Source organism: Halomonas sp. TA22, from assembly GCF_013009075.1.
Taxonomy (GTDB): Bacteria; Pseudomonadota; Gammaproteobacteria; order Pseudomonadales; family Halomonadaceae; genus TA22.
On sequence record NZ_CP053108.1, the window covers coordinates 320,009 to 342,230 of the forward strand.

Genomic DNA, 22,222 nt, shown 5'->3' on the forward strand with positions numbered 1-22,222 from the left:
CGGGCGCAAGCGCCAAACTTCAAGCCAAGCCGTGATTCTCGTCAGCGTTACAAAGGAGCGAATCAATACGAATGACATCAGAACAGAGAGGGCATGGCCTGCTGGTTGAGCCAAACCTCACCGTCGATCACATCGATGGAGAGCTCGGTGGTGTCGAGAGGCAATCCCAGTTGCAGCGATACCAGCAGCGGCAGATCGTGGCAAATGAAGTGGCCATTCAGACGCGAGCGCCAGCGCTGCTGCTGTATCGGATCGTCCAGGTTGCGCAGCGACAGCTCCTCGACGTTATCGCCGGTGAACGTCAGGGCACCATCAAGGGCGATCTGCATGTCCAGCACCGGACTTGCCAGGCGCAGGGACTCCACCACCAGACGTGGCGAATCAATGAGCATATCGAGCAGGTAGGGTTCGAGCCTGGCAAGCAGGGCTGCATCGAGCTCGCCTTCCGCCTTGAGCAGTGCCACCTCGTCACGCAGATGATCGGCCAAGGCACGCACACCATCGGCATCGATGCGCGTCAGCGCGAGGTCCAGCTGGCCGGCGAGAATGGGTTGAGCCCCAAGACGAGCCTCGCCCAGCGAGAGCCGGGCCGTCAGATCGAGCGAATCGCTGCCAAGTTTCGTTTCACCACGATAACTCAGCGCGTCCAGCTCCCATGCCGGGCCGTGGCCCTGACGATAGCTCAAACGGGAAAGGTGCAGGTCGTCTCGCTGCAGGAAATGCCCGGGCGCACCGTCGTAGCGATACTGGCTTTCTAGCACCAGCGGCCCCGCCGCCAGAAACTCACTGCCACGGCTCCACTGCCAGGCAGCGACTTGCCCACTCAAGGTCATGTCGCCGCGGCGCCCTTCGAGGGTCAGGTCGGTACCGCCGAACGCCAGTAGCCAGCCCGGCCGCTGGTCTTCGAAAGGCGCCATGTGCAGTGTCGCCTGGAAGGTCTGCTCAAGGGTCCGATACTCGGCCGCCCAGCGCGGCATCGGTGCCTCGACCCGCTCACCGAACAGCGGCTCCCCCGCCTCGCCCAGCGTCAGCGACACCGCACCTTCGGCACGGGTGGCGAGCAGGCCATGACGAGCGGTATAGGGAATCACCAGCCGCCACTCATCGCCATTGAGGGGCACCAGGTGCACTTCTCCCCGGGAGATGAACCAGCCGCGACTCACCTGGGCACGACTCACCTGCACGTCCTGACGCTGCTTGATGTTCTCAAGCGCCCCCGAGAGCTCGCGCTCGAACATCGTGCTCGAGTAAGCCTGAGCGGCCAGATACCCTACCCCGAGTACTCCGAGGGCAACGACGACAAGCTTTCCTTTGCGCATGGGCATTCCTTGCTACGTCGAAAACAGCTACGTCGAAAACAGTTACGTCGCGAACAGTTACGTCGAAATAGTCATATATCAGTTACACCGTGATCAGCGGCCACCTCGCCTGGGGAGGGCCTATCGCTAATGCAGCCAGAGCCAGAGGTGAATAGTACTCCAGGCATAAATGCCGGCAAGCACGTCATCGATCATGATGCCGAAGCCACCGGCAACCCGCCGATCGGCCCAGCGGATCGGCCAGGGTTTGAAGATATCGAACACCCTGAATACCAGAAACCCCCATAACGCCGCTTCCCAGGAGAAGGGGACCGCCGCCATGGTGATCCAGTAGCCCACGAACTCGTCCCAGACGATGCCCGAGTGATCATGGACGCCCAAGTCATGCGAGGTGACTTCACACAGCCAGATGCCGACGAGCATCGCCATCGCCACGATACTCATGTACCAGGCAAACGGCAGGTCCGACATCAGCCAGTAGAAGGGAATCGCCGCCAGGGTACCGAAGGTGCCCGGCGCCCAAGGCACGCATCCGCTCCCCAGGCCAAAGGCCAGGAAGTGGGTGGGCCGGCGCCAGACACTGGCCGGAGCGCGGTTCATGGCGTCTCTCCAGAAAAGTGCTGCCAGCCGCTGCGCGCCTCGTCAGGAACACCCTGCACGCCTGTCTTGCGGGTCACGCGTCCTATGAGAGTGAGCGACAGACCCAGGCCGGCTAGCCGGGCGCGCGCCTCGGCGATATCCCGCTGTGCCAGGCTGATCAGTAATTCGTAATCGTCCCCGCCGCACAGCGCAGCGCGCAGCGCGCCCTGCTCTCCCAGCCGCGCCTGAAGCCCCTCGGGCAGCGGCAAGCATTCGCAATCGAGCTGCGCGCCCACGCCGGAGGCCCGGCACAGATGATCAAGGTCGGCGACCAGACCATCGGAGATATCGATAGCCGCACTGGCAAGACCGCGTAGCGCCTGTCCAGCCGCCAACCGCGGCTGCGGCAGCAGGTAGGCCCCGAGCCAGGGGTTGTCGGCCAGATCGCGCTCACCCGCCTGCCAGGCGAGCAGGCCAGCATGCGCCCCGCCCAGCGTGCCGGTCACCGCCAGCCATTCGCCGACACTCGCCCCGCTGCGTCGCAGGGCACTGCCGGTGGGCACCTCGCCGTGCACGGTCACGCCAATCGCAAGTTCGCCACGCGTGACATCACCCCCGACCAGGCTGACGCCACTTGCCAAGCATAGCGCATGGAAGCCCCGCGCATACTCGCCAAGCCAGGCATCATCGGCGTTCGATAACGTCAGCGACATCACGCACCAGCGCGCCTTTGCCCCCATCGCGGCAAGATCGCTCAGGCTGACCGCGAGCGCCCGGTGGCCAATGGCGAAGGCCGGCGCCTCCCCCGGGAAGTGCACCTGTGCCACCGAGGTATCGACGCTCACCGCCAGTTCATGGCCAGGTGAAGGCGCAAGCAGGGCACAATCATCCCCCACCCCCAGCACGACGCTTCGGTCCTGCGGCGGGCGGGTGAAATGACGGGCTATGAGTTCGAACTCGCCAGGCATATAAGGGCGCAGCTAACGACGCGCGCTGACCTCGGCATAGCGCAAGCGGCCAGCCAGCTTGTCGAGAATGCCATTGACGTATTTATGGCCATCGGTGGCACCGAAGGACTTGGCGAGCTCCACGCCCTCGTTGATGACGGCGCGGTAAGGCACTTCGAGACGACGGGAGAGTTCGTAGGTCCCGAGGCGCAGAATGGCCAGCTCGATGGGGTCGAGCTCCTCCAGACGCCGGTCGAGCAGTGGCGAGATTGCCGCGTCGAGTTCATCCTTGAAGCGCACCACGTTGTGGAGCAGTTCATGGAACAGCGCCAGGTCGGCGATCTCCATGACCTTGGACCAGTTCTCGTGATCCTCCATGTCATCGTCGGCGCGCTGGCTGCGAAACTCCACCTCTATCGAGGTGATCGACTTGCCGGTCATCTGCCACTGATAGAGCCCCTGTACGGCAAGCTCTCGCGCCGCATGGCGAGACTGTTGCGCCGCCGAGGGGGCACGGCGCTTGTCGCTCATGCCTCACCCCCGAACTGCTTGAGCAGCGAGACCATCTCCATGGCGGCCATCGCCGCCTCGGCCCCCTTGTTACCGGCCTTGGTGCCGGAGCGCTCGATCGCCTGCTCGATGGAGTTGACGGTCAGCACGCCGTTGGCGATCGGCGTATCGAACTCGAGCTGCAGCGAGGAAAGCGCCGCATTGCAGTTACCGGCGACATACTCGAAGTGCGGCGTGCCGCCACGAATCACCGCACCCAGGGCAATCACCGCATCGGGCTTGACCACCTTGAGGGCACGCTTGACCGCCAGCGGCAGTTCCCAGGCGCCGGGCACATGGACGATATCGATGGTGTCGCTATCGACGCCATGCCGCACCAGGCTATCCACCGCCCCTTCCACCAGGCTGTCGACCACATGGTGATTGAAACGTCCGACCACGATCACATAACGACCATCGACATCGGTAAAGCTGCCTTCGACTTGGGAGATCGGTTGCATTCTTTCTATCCTAATAAAAACGTCATGCGGCCGAGCGATCAGGGACTGATGAGCTCGACCACTTCCAGATCGAATCCCGACAGTGCCGAGAATTTCCAGGGCGAACTGAGCAGACGCATCTTGCCCACTCCCAGATAACGCAACATCTGCGACCCGGTGCCGATGGTCAGGTAGTTGCCCGACCCATCGGACTCACTCGAGCGCGGCGCGCGGCGGCGCTCGAGCAGAAGATCGAGTTGATCCTTAAGGTCCCGATGCGGGCACCCGTCGTCGAGCAGCACGAATACCCCCGCCTCCGCCTGGGCCACCTCGGCAAGCGCCCCCTGGGCAGTCCAGCTCTGGTTGCCGGGCTTGGTCAGGGTCAGCAGGTCGCGCAGGGTGTCGGCGAGGTGCACGCGCACCGTGGTCGGCACCTCAGGGCTTGGCTGCCCCTTGACCAGCGCCAGGTGATGCGCTCCTTGGATGCTGTCGCGAAACACATGCAGCGTCAGTTCGCCATGCTGCGTGGAGACCGGCAGGGTCTCCAGGTGCTCGACGGTCTGCTCGTTAAGGACGCGATAATGGATCAGGTCGGCGATGGTACCGATTTTCAGGCCATGCTCGGCGGCAAAGCGCTCGAGTTCGGGACGTCGCGCCATCGTGCCGTCATCGTTCATCACTTCACAGATCACACCGCTGGGGTCACAACCAGCCATACCGGCTAGATCGCAGGCAGCCTCGGTGTGACCGGCGCGACGCAGCACACCGCCAGGCTCCGCCATCAGCGGGAAGATATGCCCCGGTTGAACGATATCCGACGACTTGGCATCGCGTGCCGCGGCGGCTTGAACGGTCAAGGCGCGGTCGGCGGCGGAAATGCCGGTGGAGATGCCCTTGGCCGCCTCGATGGAGAGGGTGAACTTGGTGCCGAAACCGGAGCCGTTGTCACGCACCATCAGCGGCAGATTGAGCTGTTCGCAGCGCTCGCGCGTCATCGGCATGCAGATCAGGCCGCGCGCGTGGCGGGCCATGAAATTGATGTGCTCGGCCTGCACCTTCTCGGCGGCCATGATCACATCGCCTTCATTCTCGCGATCCTCGTCATCCATGAGGATCACCATCTTGCCTTGCCGAATGTCCTCGATCAGCGCCTCGATGGAGGCCAGAGCGGTGGAGGACGACTCCTCCTCGACGGAGGTTGAATCCTGGGAAGAATGCGCCATGAAAACTCCGGTTTAGCTAAGCCGCGAATGTCGCAAGAGGGCGACAACCGAGTTGCCGCAGGCCGACGCCCGCATCGAATCGGCGCTCAGGGTACCTTGGCATGGCCTCGGGCGCCAGTAGATAGCGGTGCACTCCGCTATATCTCCTGCAGATGCCGCTGCGGGCGGGCAGTGACACGCCAGTCGCGACCAATGGCGCGGATATCGAGTATCTCCAGTGCACGCTGCTGGGCCATACGCTCAAGCCCCGGCAGCTCGAACAGCGGCCGCGCCTCGCCCCCCAGCAGGGTGGGCGCCACGAACAGTTGAAGTTCGTCGACCAGCTCGGCCTCGAGCATGGCGCCGGCAAGGGTCGCCCCGGTCTCGATCAGTACCTCATTGGCCGCCTCCTGAGAGGCCAGGTAGCGCAGCAGCGCATCGAGATCGACACGCCCCGCCTCGCTCGATGGCAGCACCAGCACCTCGGCACCGGCATACTCGAGCCGCTCGCGGCGGGCATCGTCTCGGCTGCAAGTGGCAACCAGGGTGCGCCCGGGCTCGCGCAAGCAGGCCGCCGCCAATGGCATCCGCAAAGAGGAGTCGACCACCACCCGAAGCGGCTGGCGAAGGGCGATCCTGTCGGCGTCTTCGAGATCGAGCTGGTCGGCACGCACGGTGAGCCTGGCATTGTCGAAGATGATCGAATCCACGCCACTGATCACCGCGCTGGAACGTGCCCGCAGCCGCTGCACCTCGGTGCGCGCCGCCGGGCCCGTGATCCACTGCGACTCGCCAGAGCTCATCGCGGTGCGGGCATCCAGGCTCATTGCCATCTTCAACCGCACGAAGGGGCGGTTGTGCAGCATGCGCGAGATGAAGCCGGGGTTGAGCGCCCGGGCCTCCGACTCGAGCAGGCCGCATTCGACCTCGACCCCCGCTTCGCGGAGCATCGCCAGGCCACGCCCGGCCACTTCGGGATTGGGGTCCTGCATGGCCGCCACCACCCGGGTGACGCCGGCATCGATCAGGGCCTGGGCGCAGGGCGGCGTGCGGCCATGATGCGAGCAGGGCTCGAGCGTCACATAGGCGGTAGCACCCTGGGCCGCCCCGCCTGCCTCGCGCAGCGCGTTCACCTCGGCGTGGGGCTCGCCGGCCCGCACGTGATACCCCTCGCCCACCACCTGCTCCTTGTTGACGAGCACGCAGCCGACGCGGGGGTTGGGGTCGGTGGTATACAGGCCACGCCGCGCAAGCGTCAGCGCTCTTGCCATGAAGGTTTCCGCGGTCGGCTTGGCCATGCACTCTCCGGGGGGTTCAGTGTTCGTCGTTGGGTGAAAGGTTCGGCTCCTGGGCCAGACGATCGATCTCGGCACGAAACTCGTCGATATCCTGAAAGCGCCGATAGACCGAGGCGAATCGAATATAGGCCACCTGATCGAGACGCTTCAATGCGTGCATCACCTCCTCACCGATCTCGCGAGCCTCGATCTCGCGCTCGCCCCGTGCACGCAGCCGCTGGCGAATGCGTTGCACTGACGCCTCGATCGACTCGGCACTCACCGGGCGCTTCTCCAGTGCCCGCAGCATGCCGGCCCGCAGCTTCGCCTCGTCGAAGCTCTCCCGCGAGCCGTCGCCTTTCACTACCCTCGGCATGACCAGCTCGGCCGTTTCGTAGGTGGTGAAGCGCTCCCCACAATCCACGCATTGGCGGCGGCGGCGAACCTGATCGCCTTCGGCGACCAGGCGCGAATCAGTGACCTTGGTGTCATGCTTACCGCAAAAGGGGCAATGCATCAGTCGTTACTTCCGATGTCGTAAAAAGGTTAATCCGCCCGAAATGATGCGATCAGTGTACCGGCTCGAAGCGAATGCGCCCAGCGCATGGCATGCGTTGTGCATTATGCTGAGTCAAATGTCGCAAGCTTCAGGAGACCTTCATGTCCGACCCTTCGACTCCTCCCGTCAGGCCTCTTGCCGAATCCGAATTTCTCTCGCTGGCCAAGGCCCGCCTCGAGGAGGTCTATGGGCAACGCGCCGCTGAGGTGCTGCGACGGCTGACGAAGATGCTGCCCCACCATCGCCAGGCACTCGCGGGCCGGGCCGGGGAGAGCCGTCCGCTGTGGAGCGAACGCGATCAGTGGCTGATCACCTATGGCGATTCGATCATCGACGGCGACCGCCCGCCCCTCGAGGTGCTCGACGAATTTCTCGAAAACCGCCTGGGCGAGACCTTCAGCGGGGTGCATGTGCTGCCCTTTTTCCCCTGGAGCAGCGATGACGGCTTTTCCGTGGTCCACTACCGCGAGGTCAACCCGGCCCTGGGCGACTGGTCCCACGTGCAGCGCCTGGCCAGCCACCGTGACCTGATGGTCGACCTGGTGATCAACCACGTCTCCCGCGAATCGCTGTGGTTCGTCGACTACCTGGCGGGCAGCCAGCCGGGACGCGACTACTTCATCGAGATGGACCCGACCACCGATCTCTCCCAGGTCACCCGGCCGCGCAACTCGCCGCTGCTGGTGCCGATCGCCACCCGACGCGGCACCCGGCACCTCTGGGCGACCTTCTCCGAGGACCAGATCGACCTGAACTTCGCCAATCCCGACGTACTGCTGGAGTTCATCGGCATCCTGCTATTCTACGTCGAGCAGGGGGCACGCATCATTCGTCTGGACGCCATCGCCTTCCTCTGGAAGGAAGTCGGCACCTCCTGCATTCATCTGCCACAGACCCACGCTATCGTGCGCCTACTGCGCGCCCTGCTCGATCATCTGGCGCCGGGCACGCTGCTGGTCACCGAGACCAACGTGCCCCATCGCGAGAATCTCAGCTACCTGCGCCTGGAGCTTGCCGAGGAGGAGGGAACGCAACCCGACGAGGCGCATATCGTCTATCAGTTCACTCTGCCGCCGCTGCTCGTGCATACCCTGACCAGCGGCGAGGCGACCACGCTGTCGAGTTGGCTGCGCGGGCTGCCCAACCTGCCGCCGGGGTGCAGCTACCTCAACTTCACCGCCAGCCACGACGGCATCGGCGTACGCGCTCTGGAAGGGCTGCTGCCGAGCCACGAGGTCGAGGCCTTGCTCGAGCTGATGCACCGCTTCGGCGGGTTCGTGAGCATGAAGGCCAATCCTGACGGCAAGGATTCGGCCTACGAGATCAACATCACCTTCTTCGAGGCCCTGAAGGGCACGCGGCGCGGCGCCGACCCCTGGCAGGCCGAGCGCTTCCTGTGCAGCCAGAACCTGATGCTGGCCCTGCAGGGCATTCCGGCGCTCTATCTCCACTCGCTGACCGCCACGCTCAACGACCGGGAAGGGGTCGAGCGCAGCGGACACCTGCGCTCTATCAATCGCCGCCGCTGGGAGCGCGAGGATCTCGACGAGCTGCTCGACAGCCGCAACACGCCCACCCGGGAGGTGTTCCTGGCGCTCAAGCGGCGCCTGGACATTCGCCGCAACGAGCCATGCTTCCACCCGGATGCCGCCCAGCGCGTGCTCGATACGCCGAGCCAGCTGCTTGCCATCGAGCGTGGGCCGCTGCCCAACGGACGGTGCTTGCTGGCGATCTACAACGTCACCGACAAGCGCCAGCCACTCGCCTTTCCCGAACTCGACGAGCGCGCGTGGTTCGACCTGCTGGAGGGCCAGCCTTGGCAGCCCGAGGCGCGCGAACTTCGTCCCTACCGCAGCCTGTGGCTGGTCAGCGAGTGAGCGCCTTGGCGATGGCGCCGTCAGAGGTAGCGGTTTCTTGCCGTGGCGGCGCCTCGTCTGCCTCTCCCCAGGAGAGCCGCGCGGCATTGGCGACCACACTCAACGAGCTTGCCGCCATCGCCAGCACCGCCACCAGCGGCGGAATCGCCATCCATACCACCAACCCCAGCGCCAGCAGGTTGTAGACGCCTGACAGCACCAGGTTCTGGTGCATCACCCGCCGTGCCTGTCGGGCGATGCGCCAGGCGTCGACCACACCGGAGAGGCCCGGCTGCAGGAGCTGAACGGCGGCGGCATCGCGTGCCTGGGGGCTTGCGCCAAGCGGCGCGACACCGACACTCGATGAAGCCAGCGCCAGCACATCGTTGATGCCATCGCCCACATAGAGCGAGGGGCGGGGCAGCGCATCGACCAGGCGCGCCTTGGCCTCGGGGGATTGCGCGGCAAAGCACTCGCGCTCGGCAAAGCCCACGGCACGCCCGATGCGCTTGACCACCGGCCCCCGGTCACCACTGATAAGTGCAAGCGTCATGCCCTGGGCACGCAGCTCGGCGAGACTGGCACTGGCCTGGGGGTCCGGGCGGTCGGTCAGCCGCAACCGCCCTTGCCACTCGCCGTCAAGCGCCACGTCGACGACGATCTCCTCGTCGGCGCGCAGCGGCGGCATGTCCACCCCCTGCCCCACCAACCAGTCGCGTTCACCGACCAATACGCAGCCGCCATCGGCCAGCCCGACTCGCCGTCCAAGCCCGGCGTGATCCTCGATGCTGGGTGGCGCCTGGGCCGCATCGACGCCCTGCTCGTGCGCGGCCTGGCGAATGGCGCGCCCCAACGGGTGCTCGCTCCCCCACTCCGCCAGCGCGGCCAGCTCAAGTACGCGCGGCTGGCTCATGCCGTCTGCTGGCTCAATGCCGGCAAGGGCGACGTCGCCAAGGGTCAAGGTGCCGGTCTTGTCGAACGCCGCCGAGCGTGCATGACCGGCGCTTTCCATCGCTGCCAGATCGCGAAATACCACTCCCTGCTCGAGCGCCCGGGAGCTCGCCGCCATGGTCGCCAGGGGGATCGCCAGGCCCACCGCGCAGGGGCAGGCCACCACCAGCACCGACAGTGCCCGTACCACGGCCTCCTCGGCGGGCACGCCAAGCAGCAGCGCCACCAGCAGCGTGGCGACGGCAAGCAACACCGCCAACGGGCTCAGCCAGGCGGCAAAACGATCCGCCAGCAGCTGCAGCCCGCCCTTGCGGGCATGCAGTTCGAGCATGCGTCGATAGAGATGATCGAGATACCCCTCCCCCGCCGCGGCGCTCACACGCAACACCAGCGGCGGTCCCAGGTTGCGACACCCCGCCTGGAGCGCATCGCCGGGGCGGCGGGTCACCGCTCGACTCTCGCCATTGAGCGGCGAGAGATCCAGCAGCGCCTGGCCTGTCTGGTCGGCAAGGGCGACAAGTTCCCCATCCAGCGGCAGCAGCTCGCCACTGGCCACCCGCAGCCGCTCGCCGACCGCCACCTGCTCCAGCGCTTTGCGACGCTCGCCCTCGGGCTCGATCAGGGTAACCTCCTTGGGCGGCTGATAGAGCCGCGTCAAGGCGGTGAGACCGCGATAGCGGCTCAGCGTCTCGACCAGGCGCCCTCCCAGCAGCAGCAGCACCAGCATCACCGCAGTATCGAAATAGACCTCGGCGGAACCTCGCCATAACAGCCATAGCGACACTACGACGGCACTGGCGACCCCCAGTGTCACCAACGCGTCCATCCCCGGACGTCCGGCCAGCAGGGTACGAAAGCCCGCGCGATAGAAGGGAATGGCAGCATAGCCGAGCACCGGCACCGCAAAGGCGCCGGAGACCAGCGCCATGATCAGCTCCCTGTAACCCTCCTCGGGTACCGCTCCAGCATAGATCAGCAGCGAAGCGAGCATCGTCCACATCCCGAAGCTCGAGGCAGTGATCAGGCGAAGCATCAGGTGTCGGCTTTCGGTTTCCAGCCGCTCCTGGGCATCGTTGGCCGCCTCCAGCGGTGCCAGCTCATAGCCCAGCCGCTCGAGCCGGGGAGCCAGCTTCTCGAGCGTGACCGCCTCCTCACGGCCAGCCACCAAGGCCGTGGCGGTAACGTAATTGACACGGGCGCTGGCAACGCCAGGCCGGCGCGAAAGCAGGCTTTCGATCGCCTGAGCGCAACTGGTGCACCACATGCCGTGGACCGAATAGAGCACTTCGGTATCCATTTTCGGCGCGGCGTCATCGCCGATATGCTCATTGGCGCGTGCTTCCTGCATGACGATCCCTTAGTGCGCGACAGAGAGGACAGCTTACCTTTCCACTTCGGCTATGACAGCACTGTGCAGCGAGAACGCTTCATGGCACCCTTGGCGCACATTACAGGAGTCATGATCATGCGCCGCCACCTGCTTGCTCTACTCATGCCGCTCATGCTGCTGGCATTGCCCTTTTCGGCCACATGGGCTCAGCCGATTGCGCCGACCGAGGCAGCACAGCTTAGTGACGAGGCGGCCGCCGCCTGGGCGGCTCTGGAGGCGAGCGCCTGGATTCGCGAAGGCGAGCCCGACGCCGAACGGGTGATCTATGTCTTCACCGACCCCTACTGCCCCTATTGCCACCGCCTGTGGCAAGCGACACGCCCCTGGGTGGAAGCCGGCAAGGTACAGATGCGCCATGTGATGGTCGGCCTGATGGCCCGCGACAGCCCGCGCACGGCAATCTCGCTGCTGGCAGAGGAGAACCCCAGCGAAGCGCTGCTCGCTCATCTGCGCGGCGAGACAACCCCTCGGCTCGAGACCCTGCCCCGCGCACTGGAGGAAGCCTTGCTGGACAATCATCTATTGATGGAGAGTTTTGGCGCCATGGCCACCCCAAGCTTGATCTACCATGTCGACGAACTCGAGATGGCGCACGGCTTGCCGGACGAGCAGGAGCTCGAGCGGATCATGGGCTCGGCATTGCAAGAATGAATCTGGAGCGGCTACACACTACACCTTACCTTGGTTATCCAGCTCCACGGCCGCGTGCATGCGCTCGAGCAGATCGGGAATTGCCGCCTGCACGCGGTTCCAGCTGGGAATGAAGGGCTTGTCGCGGGGGTTGTCGAGAAAGGCCGCCCCCGCCTCCATGATATTGCCGGCGAACAGCTCCACCGCCTGCTCCTCGCTGTGCCGGTCGAGCTTCAGACCGTTCATGACCGCATCGTTGTCGTAGGTCTCGATCATGTCCAGCGCGATGCGGTAGTAGGTCGCCTTGATGGTGCGGAAACTCTCGGCATTGATCTGCACGCCAAGCGTCGCCAGCTTGCGATACAGCGCCTTGGCGATATCCAGGCTCATGCGGTTGAGCCCGCCGTTGGGATCGTCCTCGGAGACCGGCTGATGCTTGTGGTCGTAGGCATCGGCGATGTCCACCTGGCACAGCCGCTTGGTGGAGTAGTTGCGATGCACCTCCGACAGCACGCCGATCTCGAGTCCCCAGTCGCTGGGAATGCGGATGCCGTCGAGCACGTCGGTGCGCATCGAGAATTCGCCGGAGAGCGGATAGCGGTAGCTGTCGAGATAGTCCAGGTAGGGCAGCGGGCCATAGACGGTCTTGAGGGCACGAATCAATGGCGTCACCATCAGCCGTGCCACGCGGCCATTGAGCTTGCCATCGGCGATGCGCGAGTAGTACCCCTTGCAGAACTCGTAGTTGAACTGGGGGTGTGCCACCGGGTAGATCAGACGCGCCAGCAGCGAACGGTCGTAGGTGAGGATATCGCAGTCGTGCAGCGCCACCGCCTCGGTACGCCGCGAGGCCTGCACGTAGCCGGAGCAGAACCATACGTTGCGCCCCTTGCCCTGCTCCTGGGGCGAGATATCCATCTCGGCGAGCTCGGCATCCAGCGCCTTGAGGCGCGGGCCATCGTTCCACAGGATGCGGTGATGCTGGGGGAGGCGCGAGAAGAACTCGCGGGCGTGCAAGAACTGGTCGCGGTCGGCGCGATCCAGGCCGATGACGATCTCCGATAGATACGGCACCTTGGCCAGCTCGTCGACGATATGCGAAAGCGCCGGCCCCTCGAGCTCAGAATAGAGCGAAGGCAGGATCAGCCCCATCGGGCGGCGCATCGAGAAACGCACCAGGTCGGCTTCCAGCGCTTCCACCGGGCGGTGGGTCAGGTTGTGAAAATTGGTGATGATGCCGTTCTGATAGAAATCGCTCATGGGTGGCTCTCCTTGCCGCCGTGTACAGCGTCATGTGACGCATCCTCGGGTATCTCCCCGCCCCACCAGTACTCAATGCCCTCGGCCCAACCCTCAGGCCCATACGCCTCGCTGCGGTAGAGCTTCGCTGCCTCGACCTCGACCGCCTGCCCGTGCCGTGCGCGAATCAGTACCGCCAGATCCACGGCGGCCAGCAGCGGCACATCGTTGGGGCCATCACCCAGCCCCAGGGTATGCGGCGTGCACCCGCGCAGCGCCTCGAAGCGATCGACCAGCCAGCGCACCGAATCGCCCTTGTGTACTTCACCCATTACATGCCAGAAGCGGCCGCCTCGGGTCAGGCGCAGCCCATCGTCGGCCAGCGCCCGGCGGAAGGCCTCCACGTCGCCATCCTCCTGCCAGATCAACGGCTCGCTGCCTTCGCGCACCCGCGCCTGGCGCGCCGCGGGCTCCGGCAAGCCGGTCAGTGCGATAATTTCATCGAGCGACATCTCGCCCATGGCGCGAAAGTGCAGGCCCATCCGCTCGCGAATCACCGCCAGGCGCTTGCGCACGAAGTCGATATCCAGCCCCGGCGTCTTGATGCACAAGCCATCCGGCGCGGTCGGGTCGCGGTCGAGCCTGGCATGCTGCCAGGCGGGCGGCAGCCCGATCACCGCCCCATTCTCGGCAATGAAGGGTGCATCGCCCAGCCCCAGCTCCAGGCGCAGCGAGAGCAGCTCGGCGCGGGTCTTGCTGGTCACCGGAATCACCGGCACACCGGCGCGTTTCAGGCGCGAAAGCCACGCCCTGGCCGGCGCCCAGCTGTAGGTGTCGTGGTCGAGCAGCGAGCCGTCGAGGTCGGTGAAGACCAGGCGTGGCGGTGAAGCGGTGGACGGCATGACGCACTCCCATATTGCGTGATTATGGTGAACCTAGCACGTGGCGTGCCAAGCTGCCCATGCGCCTGATACAGCGGCATTTGAAGAGGCCTGTAGAAGCGTTTCACGTTATGGACAGTTAATTGCACCATGATCACGCGTGCTACCGCACAAATATAGTGCCTTCTCACCCTCTCTCAGCCAATGGTATTGCTGGCGTACGCCGCTACGCTGGGCTAGGTTGATCGAATGCAGGGAATAACAATCAACATGACCATGGAGGTCTACCATGCTGAGCAGCAGACTTACCTCATCCCTGCAGGCGCGATACGACGATGTACGACATGACGTGCAGCAGCGCTACGACGATGTACGACATGACGTGCAGCAGGTTCGAACCCCTGTTCCCGCCGTGAAAGGGCGGTGTCCTGGACCACTAGACGAATGGGACGCAGCAATTTCGCCTCAACGAGGTGGCGCGTATGTTACTGAGCGCCCCGAAAGCTGTCAAGCGCCTACCGGCACGCCTGTCGCGAACGACGGCACTGGATCCCTGCCTGGGCTACGCTGTGGTAATCGACAAGGGTGGAAATCGTCTCGCCGATCGTTGTCTCATGAAGCGCTACCACACCCATGCGATTCGCCGGAGAAACCGTCATGCGCAACAAAGTCGAGAAAAACGAAGCCGAATGGCGTGAGCAGCTCACGCCGGAGCAGTACCGTGTCACCCGCGAGAAGGGCACCGAAGCACCGTTCAGCGGCGACTATCAGGTCAGCGACGAGCAGGGCATCTATCACTGCGTGTGCTGTCAGGCGCCGCTGTTCGAAAACGAGCATAAGTTCGATGCCGGCTGCGGCTGGCCAAGCTTTGACCGCCCCCTGGGCAAGGGCTCGGTTGAGGAGCATGCGGACACCTCCCATGGCATGCAGCGTACCGAAGTCGTGTGCTCGCACTGCAATGCCCACCTGGGCCATGTCTTTCCCGACGGCCCGCCTGAGACCACAGGCCTGCGCTACTGCATCAACTCCGTGGCTCTGGGCTTTCACGCAGGCGAGTAGCGCTTCGGCGAGTGGCTCACCTTAGATCGATCCCACGCCACTGAAACGGGTCAGCTCTGCTAGAATGGGCGCCCGCTTCTGTGGTGATGGAGAATGACAATGCTCGGCTGGTTTCCGGGACACATGAACAAGGCGCGCCGCCAGATCAAGGAGGCGCTGCCGGAGATCGACGTGGTGCTCGAGGTTCTCGACGCCCGGCTGCCCTATTCCAGCGCCAACCCAATGCTGGCCGAGCTCACCGAGCACAAGCCGGTGCTCAAGATTCTCTCGCGCGCGGATCTTGCCGACCCCGAACGCACCCGCGAATGGGTAGCGCATTTCGATGCGCTGGAGGATACTCGTGCGTTGGCGGTCACCACCACCAACATCCGTGAACTCAAGCGCATTCCCCGCCTCTGCCACGAGCTGGCCGGCCAGGTACGTGCCGATCGCGATGTGCGTGTGATGGTGATGGGTATCCCCAATGTCGGCAAGTCGACGCTGATCAACGGCCTGGCGGGGCGCAAGATTGCCAAGACCGGCAACGAGCCGGCGGTGACCAAGCGCCAACAGAAGGTGCGCATCGACGGCCATGTGGCACTGATCGACACCCCAGGGGTGCTGTGGCCGAAGATCGAGAACCAGGTCAGCGCTTACCGCCTGGCCGCCAGCGGGGCGATTCGCGATACCGCCATCGAGTATCTCGATGTGGCGATGGTCACCGCGGCAGAGCTTGCCAAGCGCTACCCCGCCGCCCTGATGTCACGCTACAAGCTCAAGGCGCTGCCGGCGTACACGGCCAATCCCGAGGCGGAGAGTGTCGAGGCCGATGGCCCAAGGCGCCCCGACTTCCTGGCCCTGGCCGGCTTCGACGGCATGGCCATCGTGCGCGAGATCGCAAGCAAACGCGGTGGGCTGCGTCCCGGCGGCGCGGTCGATCTGCACCGCGGTGCCGAGGTGCTGCTGCATGAGCTGCGCGACGGCAAGCTGGGGCCGATCACATTGGAGACGCCCGAAGATATCCCTCCGCCCCCCGTCGATGACCTCGAGCACGACGAAAGCCAGCCCCATAACGCCAATTGAGTTGACGGACACTGCATGGACACCTCTACTCCCATCAGGAAATCCCACAAGCTAGACCACGTCTGCTACGACATTCGCGGCCCGGTGCTCGACCACGCCAAGCGCCTGGAAGAGGAGGGTCAGCGGATTTTGAAGCTCAACATCGGCAACCCGGCGCCGTTCGGCTTCGAGGCGCCGGAAGAGATCCTTCAGGACGTGATGCGCAACCTCGCCACTGCCCAGGGCTACTGCGACTCGAAGGGGCTCTACTCGGCGCGCAAGGCGATCATGCAGGAGTGCCAGCGCAAGCAGATCCCCGGCGTAGGCATCGAGGACATCTACGTCGGCAACGGCGTCTCCGAGCTGATCGTGATGGCCATGCAGGCGCTTTTGAACGACGGTGATGAAGTGCTGATTCCAGCACCCGACTATCCGCTCTGGACCGCCGCGGCCAACCTGTCAGGTGGCCGCCCGGTCCACTACATGTGCGACGAGCAGGCCGACTGGGCGCCTGACATGGCCGATATCCGCGCCAAGGTCACCAGTCATACCCGAGCCATCGTGCTGATCAATCCCAACAACCCCACCGGCGCAGTCTATCCACCGGCGGTGATCAGCGAGCTGCTCGACATCGCCCGCGAGCACGACCTAGTGGTCTTCTCCGACGAGATCTACGACAAGATTCTCTACGACGAGGTCGAACACGTCTCCACCGGCGCCCTGGCTTCCGACGACCAGTTGGTGGTCACCATGAATGGCCTCTCCAAGAGCTACCGCTGCGCCGGCTTTCGCTCCGGCTGGATGATTCTCTCGGGCAACGTCGCCAAGCCGCGCGCCAGCGATTTCATCCAAGGGCTGAACATGCTCGCCTCGATGCGTCTGTGCGCCAACGTACCCGCCCAGCATGCCATCCAGACCGCGCTCGGCGGCTATCAGTCGATCAACGACCTGATCCTGCCCGGCGGCCGGTTGCGTGCCCAGCGCGATATTACCGTGGAGAAGCTCAACGCTATCCCGGGGGTCTCCTGCGTCACGCCCAAGGGGGCGCTCTACGCCTTTCCCAAGCTCGATCCCAAGGTCTATCCGATCACCAACGACGCCAAGCTGGTGCTCGACCTGCTGCTGCAGGAGAAGATCCTGCTGGTACAAGGTACCGCCTTCAACTGGCCGGAGCCGGACCATGTGCGCATCGTCACCTTGCCTTGGGCAGAGCAGCTCGGCGATGCGCTGGAGCGTTTCGGCACGTTCCTGGCACGTTATCGCCAATAACGATCAAGGCCTGCAAGCGCAGGCAATCAAGGATGAATGATGAAAAAAGCGGCGGCGCTTGAAACCTCGCGCCGCAGGCCATATCTAACTCGGCAAAAATAAGCCCGGCCACTCGCCAGTTACCGTAAGGTCATCGCCGTAGTCGTCGGGCGCGCATTCCAAGTCTGCAGGAGAGTTTGCAACATGATGAGAATCATTCTTTTTCTGGCCACCAACCTGGCGGTGATCCTGGTGGCCAGCATTACGCTGCGGCTGCTGGGCGTGGAGCCCTACCTCTCCGCACAGGGCATCAACTTCACCAGCCTGCTGATCTTCTGTTTCGTGTTTGGCATGGCCGGTTCGATGGTGTCGCTATTCATCTCCAAGTGGATGGCCAAGCGCAGCACCGGCACGGTGGTGATCGAGACGCCGCGCAACTCCACCGAGCAGTGGCTGGTAGATACCGTCGCCGAACTCTCTCGCGAGGCCGGGATCAAGACGCCGGAAGTGGGGATCTTCCCGGCCCAGCAGTCCAACGCCTTCGCCACCGGTTGGAACAAGAATGATGCCTTGGTGGCGGTCTCCGCTGGCCTGCTCAACCGCATGCGCCCCGAAGAGGTGCGTGCGGTACTGGCCCACGAGATCGGCCACGTCGCCAATGGCGACATGGTCACGCTGGCGCTGATCCAGGGTGTGCTCAATACCTTCGTGATGTTCTTTGCCCGGGCCATCGCTCACCTGGTCGACAACTTCCTGCGTAGCCGCAGCGATGGCGCTGGCCTCGGTTTCATGGGCTACTTCGCGGTGGTGATCGTCGCCGAGATCGTGTTCGGTCTGGTTGCCTCGGTGATCGTTGCCTGGTTCTCGCGCTTCCGCGAATATCGCGCCGACGCGGCAGGCGCCAAGCTTGCCGGCTCCGGGGCGATGATCAACGCCCTTGCCCGTCTCAAGGCCGAGACGCAGATGCCCGATCAGATGCCGGATACCTTGACCGCGTTCGCCATTACCACTGGCCAGACCCGCAAGGTGATGGAGCGATTGTTTGCTAGCCACCCGCCGCTGGATGACCGCATCCGCGCGCTCAAGGAGTCCGCTTACCGCCAGTAAGCGAGAAGCGCCCTGCAGCGGCGAGCCTTCGCCGCTGCAGGGCCTTATTATCCCCCTCCTTCCTCCCTGACTTCTCTCGTTAACCCATCCCCTATTTCACCGGCCTCTCCCCTCTTCTTTGCTATGCTCCTTGGCCGGCCCCATCTCATGGCGGCTCAGGTTGTGCGCGCTATTGACCAGCCCGACATGGGAAAATGCCTGGGGGAAGTTGCCGAGCTGACATTCATGAACAGGATGGTACTCCTCGGCCAGCAATCCCAGATCGTTGCGCACCGCCAGCAGCTTGTCGAAGAGTTCGCGCGCCTCCTCCTTGCGCCCGAGTAATAGCAGGGCATCGACGAGCCAGAAACAGCACAGCAGGAAGGCACCTTCGCCGTCCGTGAGGTTCTCCCGCTTTTTCTCATCGAGAAAGCGATAGACGAAGCCGTCGTGGACAAGTTCTGCCTGTATCGCCTCGATGGTTCCCACCACCCGCGGGTCTTCTATCGGCAGAAAGCCCATCTGGGGAATCAGCAGCAGCACGGCATCCAGCGAATCGGTGTCGTAATGCATGACGAAGGCGTTACGCTCGCGATTGAAGGCGCGCTGACACACTTCTTCATGAATACGTGCCCTGAGTGCCCGCCAACGGGGAAGATCACCCTCGAGCCGATAGCTTTCGGCATCCTTGATGACCCGGTCGACTGCGACCCACGCCATGATCTTGGAGTAGGTATAGTGTTGCTCGGGGCCACGAAGCTCCCACAGGCCCGCATCTTTCTCCTGCCAATGATCCTCGAGATAAGCGATCAGACGCCGCTGCACGTTCCACATGTCCTCGTCGGGTTCCATGTGTTCGAGCCGGCTCAGGTGCAAGCCATCCATCACCTGGCCATAGATGTCGTTCTGGCGCTGCAGATAGGCCTCGTTGCCGACCCGCACCGGCCGGCAGCCATTGAAACCCGTCAGCCAGACAATCTCCTGTTCGTCGAGCCGCCGCTCACCGCCGACGCCGTACATCGGCTGCAGCATGCGAGGATCGCCGCCTGCCACACGTAGCAGCCACTCCCGCCAGGCCTTGGCCTCTTCCCGATAACCTGACGACAGCAGCGCATAAAGCGTGAAGGTGACATCGCGAAGCCAGGTGAAGCGATAGTCCCAATTGAGTTCTCCGCCGATCTCCTCCGGCAGTGAGGTGGTGGGTGCGGCGACGATGCCCCCCGTATCGACATGCGTAAGCGCCTTGAGGGTGATCAACGAGCGAACCACCGGCTCCCTGAACGTCTCGTCGATCTGACAGCGCTCGCTCCACTCGAGCCACCACCGCTCGGTCTCATCGAGAGATTGGCACGCATCTAGCCGCTCCGGCGCGGCACTGTAGGCGTGATACCAAGTGAGTACGAAGGGCACCCGCTCGCCCGCCTCGATCGTGAAATCGGCCTCTATATCGTTATGGCGATCCCGCATCTCGATGGGCGAGTCCAGGCGCAACCCAGCGGGGCCTGCAATGGCACTCACTCCTTCACGGCGGCAGTGCACCCAAGGATGGACATGACCGTAATCGAAGCGGAACACCGCCCTGGATTGCATCTCGACTCGCCCGCTTCGCCCTTCCACGATGCGCACCACATCGACGATGGTATCGCTCTCGCGGCTCAGCGGCATGAAGTCGATGATGGCGACACTTCCCGCCAGCGTCTCGAACAACGTTTCGAGCACCAGCGTCTCGCCCCGATAGCAGCGGCTCTGTGAGCGAATCTCGCCCACCGGGCGAATTTGCCAGTAGCCGTTCCGCTGCTCTCCGATCAGTGCGGCACAGCACGCCTCCGAATCAAAGCGTGGTAGGCACAGCCACTCCAGAGAGGCGTGTCGATCGATAAGCGCTGCCGTACGCATGTTGCCGATCAGCCCGTAGTCCTCGATTCTCTTGGGATTGTCCATCCTGGAACCTCATTACCAATGTGGTATCAGCTTGGCTGGCGTAGATAAGATGGTCAAAACCCGTCATGACGCTTTGCCAATTGCCCACCCCACCGCCCCGAACTACGCTTTAACGGCACGGAACATCACGACGGCGCGTTCCCTGACTGACACTACGACCATGGCCGGTCCATCAACCGCTTTGCATGGAGGCTTGAATGAGCGACAAGCAAGTTGGCGACTTTCTGCTCGAGCGTCTCGACGCCTGGAACGTTAAACGGATCTTCGGTTATCCGGGCGATGGCAGTAATGGCATCATGGGGGCGCTGAATCGTGCCGGGGACCGCTTCGAGTTCATCCAGTCCAGGCATGAGGAGATGTCGGCGCTCATGGCCTGCGCCCATGCCAAGTTCACCGGAGAGGTGGGTATTTGCACGGCGACTTCCGGCCCGGGGGCGATCCACCTGCTCAATGGGCTCTACGATGCCAAGAAGGATCACCAGCCGGTGGTCGCCATCGTCGGCCAGCAGGCACGCGACGCCATGGGCGGCAGCTATCAGCAGGAGGTGGATCTCGTCTCACTGTTCAAGGATGTCGCCCACGAGTACGTGCACATGGCGACGAGCGCGGCGCAGATTCGTCACCTGGTCGATCGCGCCATCCGCATTGCGCTGGCCGAACGCACCGTCACGGCTCTGATCATCCCCAACGATCTGCAGAGCCAGCCCGCCGTCGAGACGCCCGCCCACGCTCACGGCACCGTTCACTCCGGCGTAGGCTTCAGCATGCCGCGGACAGTGCCCTATGAAGAGGATCTCAAGCGCGCGGCTGCAGTGCTCAACGAGGGCAAGCGTGTGGCGATCCTGGTCGGCGCCGGAGCGCTCAACGCCACCGACGAGGTGATCCAGATCGCCGAGATGCTTGGCGCGGGTGTCGCCAAGGCTCTGCTCGGGCGCGCCGCACTGCCCGATGACCTCCCCTTCGTGACCGGCTCGATCGGCCTGCTTGGCACCAACCCCAGCTGGGAGCTGATGGCCAACTGCGACACCCTGCTGATGATCGGCTCCACCTTCCCCTACTCCGAATTTCTGCCCGAGGAGGGACAGGCCAGGGGGGTGCAGATCGATATCGATGGTCGCATGCTCAGCATGCGCTACCCCATGGAGGTCAACCTGGTCGGCGACAGTGCGGCAACCCTGCAGGCGCTATTACCCTTCATCGAACGCAAGCAGGAGCGTGCCTGGCGCGAGGAGATCGAGAAGAGCGTCGCCCAGTGGTGGGAAGTGCTCGAGGCGCGGGCCATGGCCGAGGCGAACCCGGTCAACCCGCAGCGGGTGTTCTGGGAACTCTCGCCACGCCTGCCCGACAACTGCATCCTAACCAGCGACTCGGGCTCCGCGGCCAATTGGTACGCCCGCGACCTGAAACTGCGGCGCGGCATGCTGGCGTCGCTCTCCGGCGGGCTTGCCACCATGGGCAACGGCGTCCCCTACGCCATCGCCGCCAAGTTCGCCTACCCCGAGCGCACCGTCATCGCGCTGGTCGGTGATGGCGCCATGCAGATGAACGGCAACGCCGAACTGATCACCATCGCCAAGTACTGGAAGCGCTGGTCGGATCCGCGCCTGGTGGTGATGGTGCTCAACAATCAGGACCTCAACCAGGTGACCTGGGAGATGCGCGCAATGGAGGGCGACCCCAAGTACGAAGCATCGCAGGATCTTCCCGATTTCCCCTATGCCGAATACGCCGAGATGATCGGCCTGAAGGGGATCAAGGTGACCGAACCCGAGGCGCTTGCCGGCGCCTGGGAGCGTGCGCTGAGCGCCGACCGCCCGGTCGTGCTCGAAGTGGTGACGGATCCGGACGTACCGCCGATCCCGCCGCATATCAAGCGTGAGCAGGCCCAGGCCTATCTCTCGGCGCTGCTGCATGGCGATCCTGATTCGCTGGGTATCGTCAAGGCGTCGTTCAAGCAGTTCGCACGTGAGATCGTGCCAAAGCTGCGCAAACATTGATCCGGCATCGCGGGAACGAGAGAGGAGGCTT

General features: G+C 64.0%; 19 protein-coding genes and 1 tRNA gene. 7 read left to right on the forward strand and 13 right to left on the reverse strand.

The window, feature by feature from the left end:
• Window positions 1–77: 77 nt before the first annotated feature.
• The 8 genes from HJD22_RS01470 to nrdR all read right to left on the reverse strand — a co-directional run bounded on the left by HJD22_RS01470 (window position 78) and on the right by nrdR (window position 6,830).
• Complete coding sequence (locus tag HJD22_RS01470) at window positions 78–1,319, reverse strand: DUF945 family protein (RefSeq protein ID WP_208656666.1); 1,242 nt, start codon at window positions 1,317–1,319, stop codon at window positions 78–80.
• A gap of 126 nt (window positions 1,320–1,445) precedes the next feature.
• A complete protein-coding gene (locus tag HJD22_RS01475) occupies window positions 1,446–1,919 on the reverse strand; it encodes a phosphatidylglycerophosphatase A (protein ID WP_208656667.1) in 474 nt (157 codons plus the stop codon).
• Window positions 1,916–2,866, reverse strand: a complete 951-nt coding sequence (thiL, locus tag HJD22_RS01480; RefSeq protein ID WP_208656668.1) for a thiamine-phosphate kinase — start codon at window positions 2,864–2,866, stop codon at window positions 1,916–1,918. The genes HJD22_RS01475 and thiL overlap by 4 nt, the downstream gene beginning before the upstream one ends.
• Window positions 2,867–2,878: 12 nt before the next feature.
• Entirely contained in the window at window positions 2,879–3,376 is a 498-nt protein-coding gene (gene nusB, locus HJD22_RS01485) for a transcription antitermination factor NusB (protein WP_208656669.1), read from the reverse strand.
• Window positions 3,373–3,855, reverse strand: a complete 483-nt coding sequence (ribE, locus tag HJD22_RS01490) for a 6,7-dimethyl-8-ribityllumazine synthase (protein ID WP_208656670.1) — start codon at window positions 3,853–3,855, stop codon at window positions 3,373–3,375. Before ribE ends, nusB begins: the two co-directional genes overlap by 4 nt.
• Before the next feature lie 38 nt (window positions 3,856–3,893).
• On the reverse strand, window positions 3,894–5,057 hold the full coding sequence (gene ribBA / locus HJD22_RS01495) for a bifunctional 3,4-dihydroxy-2-butanone-4-phosphate synthase/GTP cyclohydrolase II (protein WP_208656671.1): 1,164 nt from the start codon (window positions 5,055–5,057) through the stop codon (window positions 3,894–3,896).
• Between the two features lie 137 nt (window positions 5,058–5,194).
• The gene (gene ribD / locus HJD22_RS01500; RefSeq protein ID WP_208656672.1) at window positions 5,195–6,334 is read right to left on the reverse strand and encodes a bifunctional diaminohydroxyphosphoribosylaminopyrimidine deaminase/5-amino-6-(5-phosphoribosylamino)uracil reductase RibD; all 1,140 of its coding nucleotides are present in this window, start codon (window positions 6,332–6,334) and stop codon (window positions 5,195–5,197) included.
• Window positions 6,335–6,350: 16 nt separating this feature from the next.
• The gene (nrdR, locus tag HJD22_RS01505) at window positions 6,351–6,830 is read right to left on the reverse strand and encodes a transcriptional regulator NrdR (protein ID WP_208656673.1); all 480 of its coding nucleotides are present in this window, start codon (window positions 6,828–6,830) and stop codon (window positions 6,351–6,353) included.
• Window positions 6,831–6,973: 143 nt separating this feature from the next.
• On the opposite strand from nrdR, the gene HJD22_RS01510 reads away from it, so the two are divergent.
• Window positions 6,974–8,749 carry a sugar phosphorylase gene (locus HJD22_RS01510; protein ID WP_208656674.1) on the forward strand — a complete coding sequence of 592 codons (1,776 nt, stop codon included), beginning with the start codon at window positions 6,974–6,976 and terminating at the stop codon, window positions 8,747–8,749.
• Here HJD22_RS01510 and HJD22_RS01515 read toward each other — a convergent pair.
• Window positions 8,739–11,027: a cation-translocating P-type ATPase gene (locus HJD22_RS01515; RefSeq protein ID WP_248730055.1), complete on the reverse strand. Its 2,289-nt coding sequence runs from the start codon at window positions 11,025–11,027 to the stop codon at window positions 8,739–8,741. The two genes, HJD22_RS01510 and HJD22_RS01515, sit on opposite strands and share 11 nt — an antisense overlap.
• Before the next feature lie 117 nt (window positions 11,028–11,144).
• On the opposite strand from HJD22_RS01515, the gene dsbG reads away from it, so the two are divergent.
• On the forward strand, window positions 11,145–11,720 hold the full coding sequence (dsbG, locus tag HJD22_RS01520) for a thiol:disulfide interchange protein DsbG (RefSeq protein WP_208656675.1): 576 nt from the start codon (window positions 11,145–11,147) through the stop codon (window positions 11,718–11,720).
• An 18-nt stretch (window positions 11,721–11,738) separates the two neighbouring features.
• On the opposite strand, the gene HJD22_RS01525 is transcribed toward dsbG, so the two are convergent.
• The 3 genes from HJD22_RS01525 to HJD22_RS01535 form a co-directional block, all read right to left on the reverse strand.
• Window positions 11,739–12,959 carry a glycosyl transferase gene (locus HJD22_RS01525; RefSeq protein WP_208656676.1) on the reverse strand — a complete coding sequence of 407 codons (1,221 nt, stop codon included), beginning with the start codon at window positions 12,957–12,959 and terminating at the stop codon, window positions 11,739–11,741.
• Window positions 12,956–13,840, reverse strand: a complete 885-nt coding sequence (locus HJD22_RS01530; protein ID WP_208656677.1) for a mannosyl-3-phosphoglycerate phosphatase — start codon at window positions 13,838–13,840, stop codon at window positions 12,956–12,958. The genes HJD22_RS01525 and HJD22_RS01530 overlap by 4 nt, the downstream gene beginning before the upstream one ends.
• Before the next feature lie 364 nt (window positions 13,841–14,204).
• Window positions 14,205–14,263, reverse strand: a tRNA-Glu gene (locus HJD22_RS01535).
• 213 nt (window positions 14,264–14,476) lie between these two features.
• Here HJD22_RS01535 and msrB point away from each other — a divergent pair.
• The 4 genes from msrB to htpX all read left to right on the forward strand — a co-directional run bounded on the left by msrB (window position 14,477) and on the right by htpX (window position 18,274).
• On the forward strand, window positions 14,477–14,878 hold the full coding sequence (gene msrB, locus HJD22_RS01540) for a peptide-methionine (R)-S-oxide reductase MsrB (protein WP_208655432.1): 402 nt from the start codon (window positions 14,477–14,479) through the stop codon (window positions 14,876–14,878).
• A gap of 99 nt (window positions 14,879–14,977) precedes the next feature.
• Window positions 14,978–15,940, forward strand: coding sequence for a ribosome biogenesis GTPase YlqF (gene ylqF / locus HJD22_RS01545; protein ID WP_208655433.1), 963 nt, complete (start codon window positions 14,978–14,980; stop codon window positions 15,938–15,940).
• Window positions 15,941–15,955: 15 nt separating this feature from the next.
• Window positions 15,956–17,188 (forward strand): pyridoxal phosphate-dependent aminotransferase, encoded by a 1,233-nt coding sequence (locus tag HJD22_RS01550; protein ID WP_208655434.1) that lies wholly within the window; start codon window positions 15,956–15,958, stop codon window positions 17,186–17,188.
• 183 nt (window positions 17,189–17,371) lie between these two features.
• Window positions 17,372–18,274, forward strand: coding sequence for a protease HtpX (gene htpX / locus HJD22_RS01555; RefSeq protein WP_208655435.1), 903 nt, complete (start codon window positions 17,372–17,374; stop codon window positions 18,272–18,274).
• A 96-nt stretch (window positions 18,275–18,370) separates the two neighbouring features.
• Here htpX and HJD22_RS01560 read toward each other — a convergent pair whose 3' ends face one another.
• The gene (locus HJD22_RS01560; protein WP_208655436.1) at window positions 18,371–20,194 is read right to left on the reverse strand and encodes a glycoside hydrolase family 15 protein; all 1,824 of its coding nucleotides are present in this window, start codon (window positions 20,192–20,194) and stop codon (window positions 18,371–18,373) included.
• A 197-nt stretch (window positions 20,195–20,391) separates the two neighbouring features.
• Here HJD22_RS01560 and HJD22_RS01565 point away from each other — a divergent pair, with 197 nt between their 5' ends.
• Window positions 20,392–22,191 (forward strand): thiamine pyrophosphate-requiring protein, encoded by a 1,800-nt coding sequence (locus tag HJD22_RS01565; RefSeq protein WP_208655437.1) that lies wholly within the window; start codon window positions 20,392–20,394, stop codon window positions 22,189–22,191.
• Window positions 22,192–22,222: the final 31 nt, after the last annotated feature.

What these genes read in the sequence shown, in the direction of transcription:
- HJD22_RS01470 (WP_208656666.1), bottom strand. Translation starts at nt 1,319, where the DNA reads ATGCGCAAAGGAAAGCTTGTCGTCGTTGCCCTCGGAGTACTCGGGGTA.
- HJD22_RS01560 (WP_208655436.1), bottom strand. Translation starts at nt 20,194, where the DNA reads ATGGACAATCCCAAGAGAATCGAGGACTACGGGCTGATCGGCAACATG.
- msrB (WP_208655432.1), top strand. Translation starts at nt 14,477, where the DNA reads ATGCGCAACAAAGTCGAGAAAAACGAAGCCGAATGGCGTGAGCAGCTC.
- HJD22_RS01525 (WP_208656676.1), bottom strand. Translation starts at nt 12,959, where the DNA reads ATGAGCGATTTCTATCAGAACGGCATCATCACCAATTTTCACAACCTG.
- nrdR (WP_208656673.1), bottom strand. Translation starts at nt 6,830, where the DNA reads ATGCATTGCCCCTTTTGCGGTAAGCATGACACCAAGGTCACTGATTCG.
- nusB (WP_208656669.1), bottom strand. Translation starts at nt 3,376, where the DNA reads ATGAGCGACAAGCGCCGTGCCCCCTCGGCGGCGCAACAGTCTCGCCAT.
- HJD22_RS01550 (WP_208655434.1), top strand. Translation starts at nt 15,956, where the DNA reads ATGGACACCTCTACTCCCATCAGGAAATCCCACAAGCTAGACCACGTC.
- ribBA (WP_208656671.1), bottom strand. Translation starts at nt 5,057, where the DNA reads ATGGCGCATTCTTCCCAGGATTCAACCTCCGTCGAGGAGGAGTCGTCC.
- HJD22_RS01510 (WP_208656674.1), top strand. Translation starts at nt 6,974, where the DNA reads ATGTCCGACCCTTCGACTCCTCCCGTCAGGCCTCTTGCCGAATCCGAA.
- HJD22_RS01515 (WP_248730055.1), bottom strand. Translation starts at nt 11,027, where the DNA reads ATGCAGGAAGCACGCGCCAATGAGCATATCGGCGATGACGCCGCGCCG.
- ylqF (WP_208655433.1), top strand. Translation starts at nt 14,978, where the DNA reads ATGCTCGGCTGGTTTCCGGGACACATGAACAAGGCGCGCCGCCAGATC.
- thiL (WP_208656668.1), bottom strand. Translation starts at nt 2,866, where the DNA reads ATGCCTGGCGAGTTCGAACTCATAGCCCGTCATTTCACCCGCCCGCCG.
- ribD (WP_208656672.1), bottom strand. Translation starts at nt 6,334, where the DNA reads ATGGCCAAGCCGACCGCGGAAACCTTCATGGCAAGAGCGCTGACGCTT.
- ribE (WP_208656670.1), bottom strand. Translation starts at nt 3,855, where the DNA reads ATGCAACCGATCTCCCAAGTCGAAGGCAGCTTTACCGATGTCGATGGT.
- HJD22_RS01565 (WP_208655437.1), top strand. Translation starts at nt 20,392, where the DNA reads ATGAGCGACAAGCAAGTTGGCGACTTTCTGCTCGAGCGTCTCGACGCC.
- dsbG (WP_208656675.1), top strand. Translation starts at nt 11,145, where the DNA reads ATGCGCCGCCACCTGCTTGCTCTACTCATGCCGCTCATGCTGCTGGCA.
- HJD22_RS01530 (WP_208656677.1), bottom strand. Translation starts at nt 13,840, where the DNA reads ATGCCGTCCACCGCTTCACCGCCACGCCTGGTCTTCACCGACCTCGAC.
- htpX (WP_208655435.1), top strand. Translation starts at nt 17,372, where the DNA reads ATGATGAGAATCATTCTTTTTCTGGCCACCAACCTGGCGGTGATCCTG.
- HJD22_RS01475 (WP_208656667.1), bottom strand. Translation starts at nt 1,919, where the DNA reads ATGAACCGCGCTCCGGCCAGTGTCTGGCGCCGGCCCACCCACTTCCTG.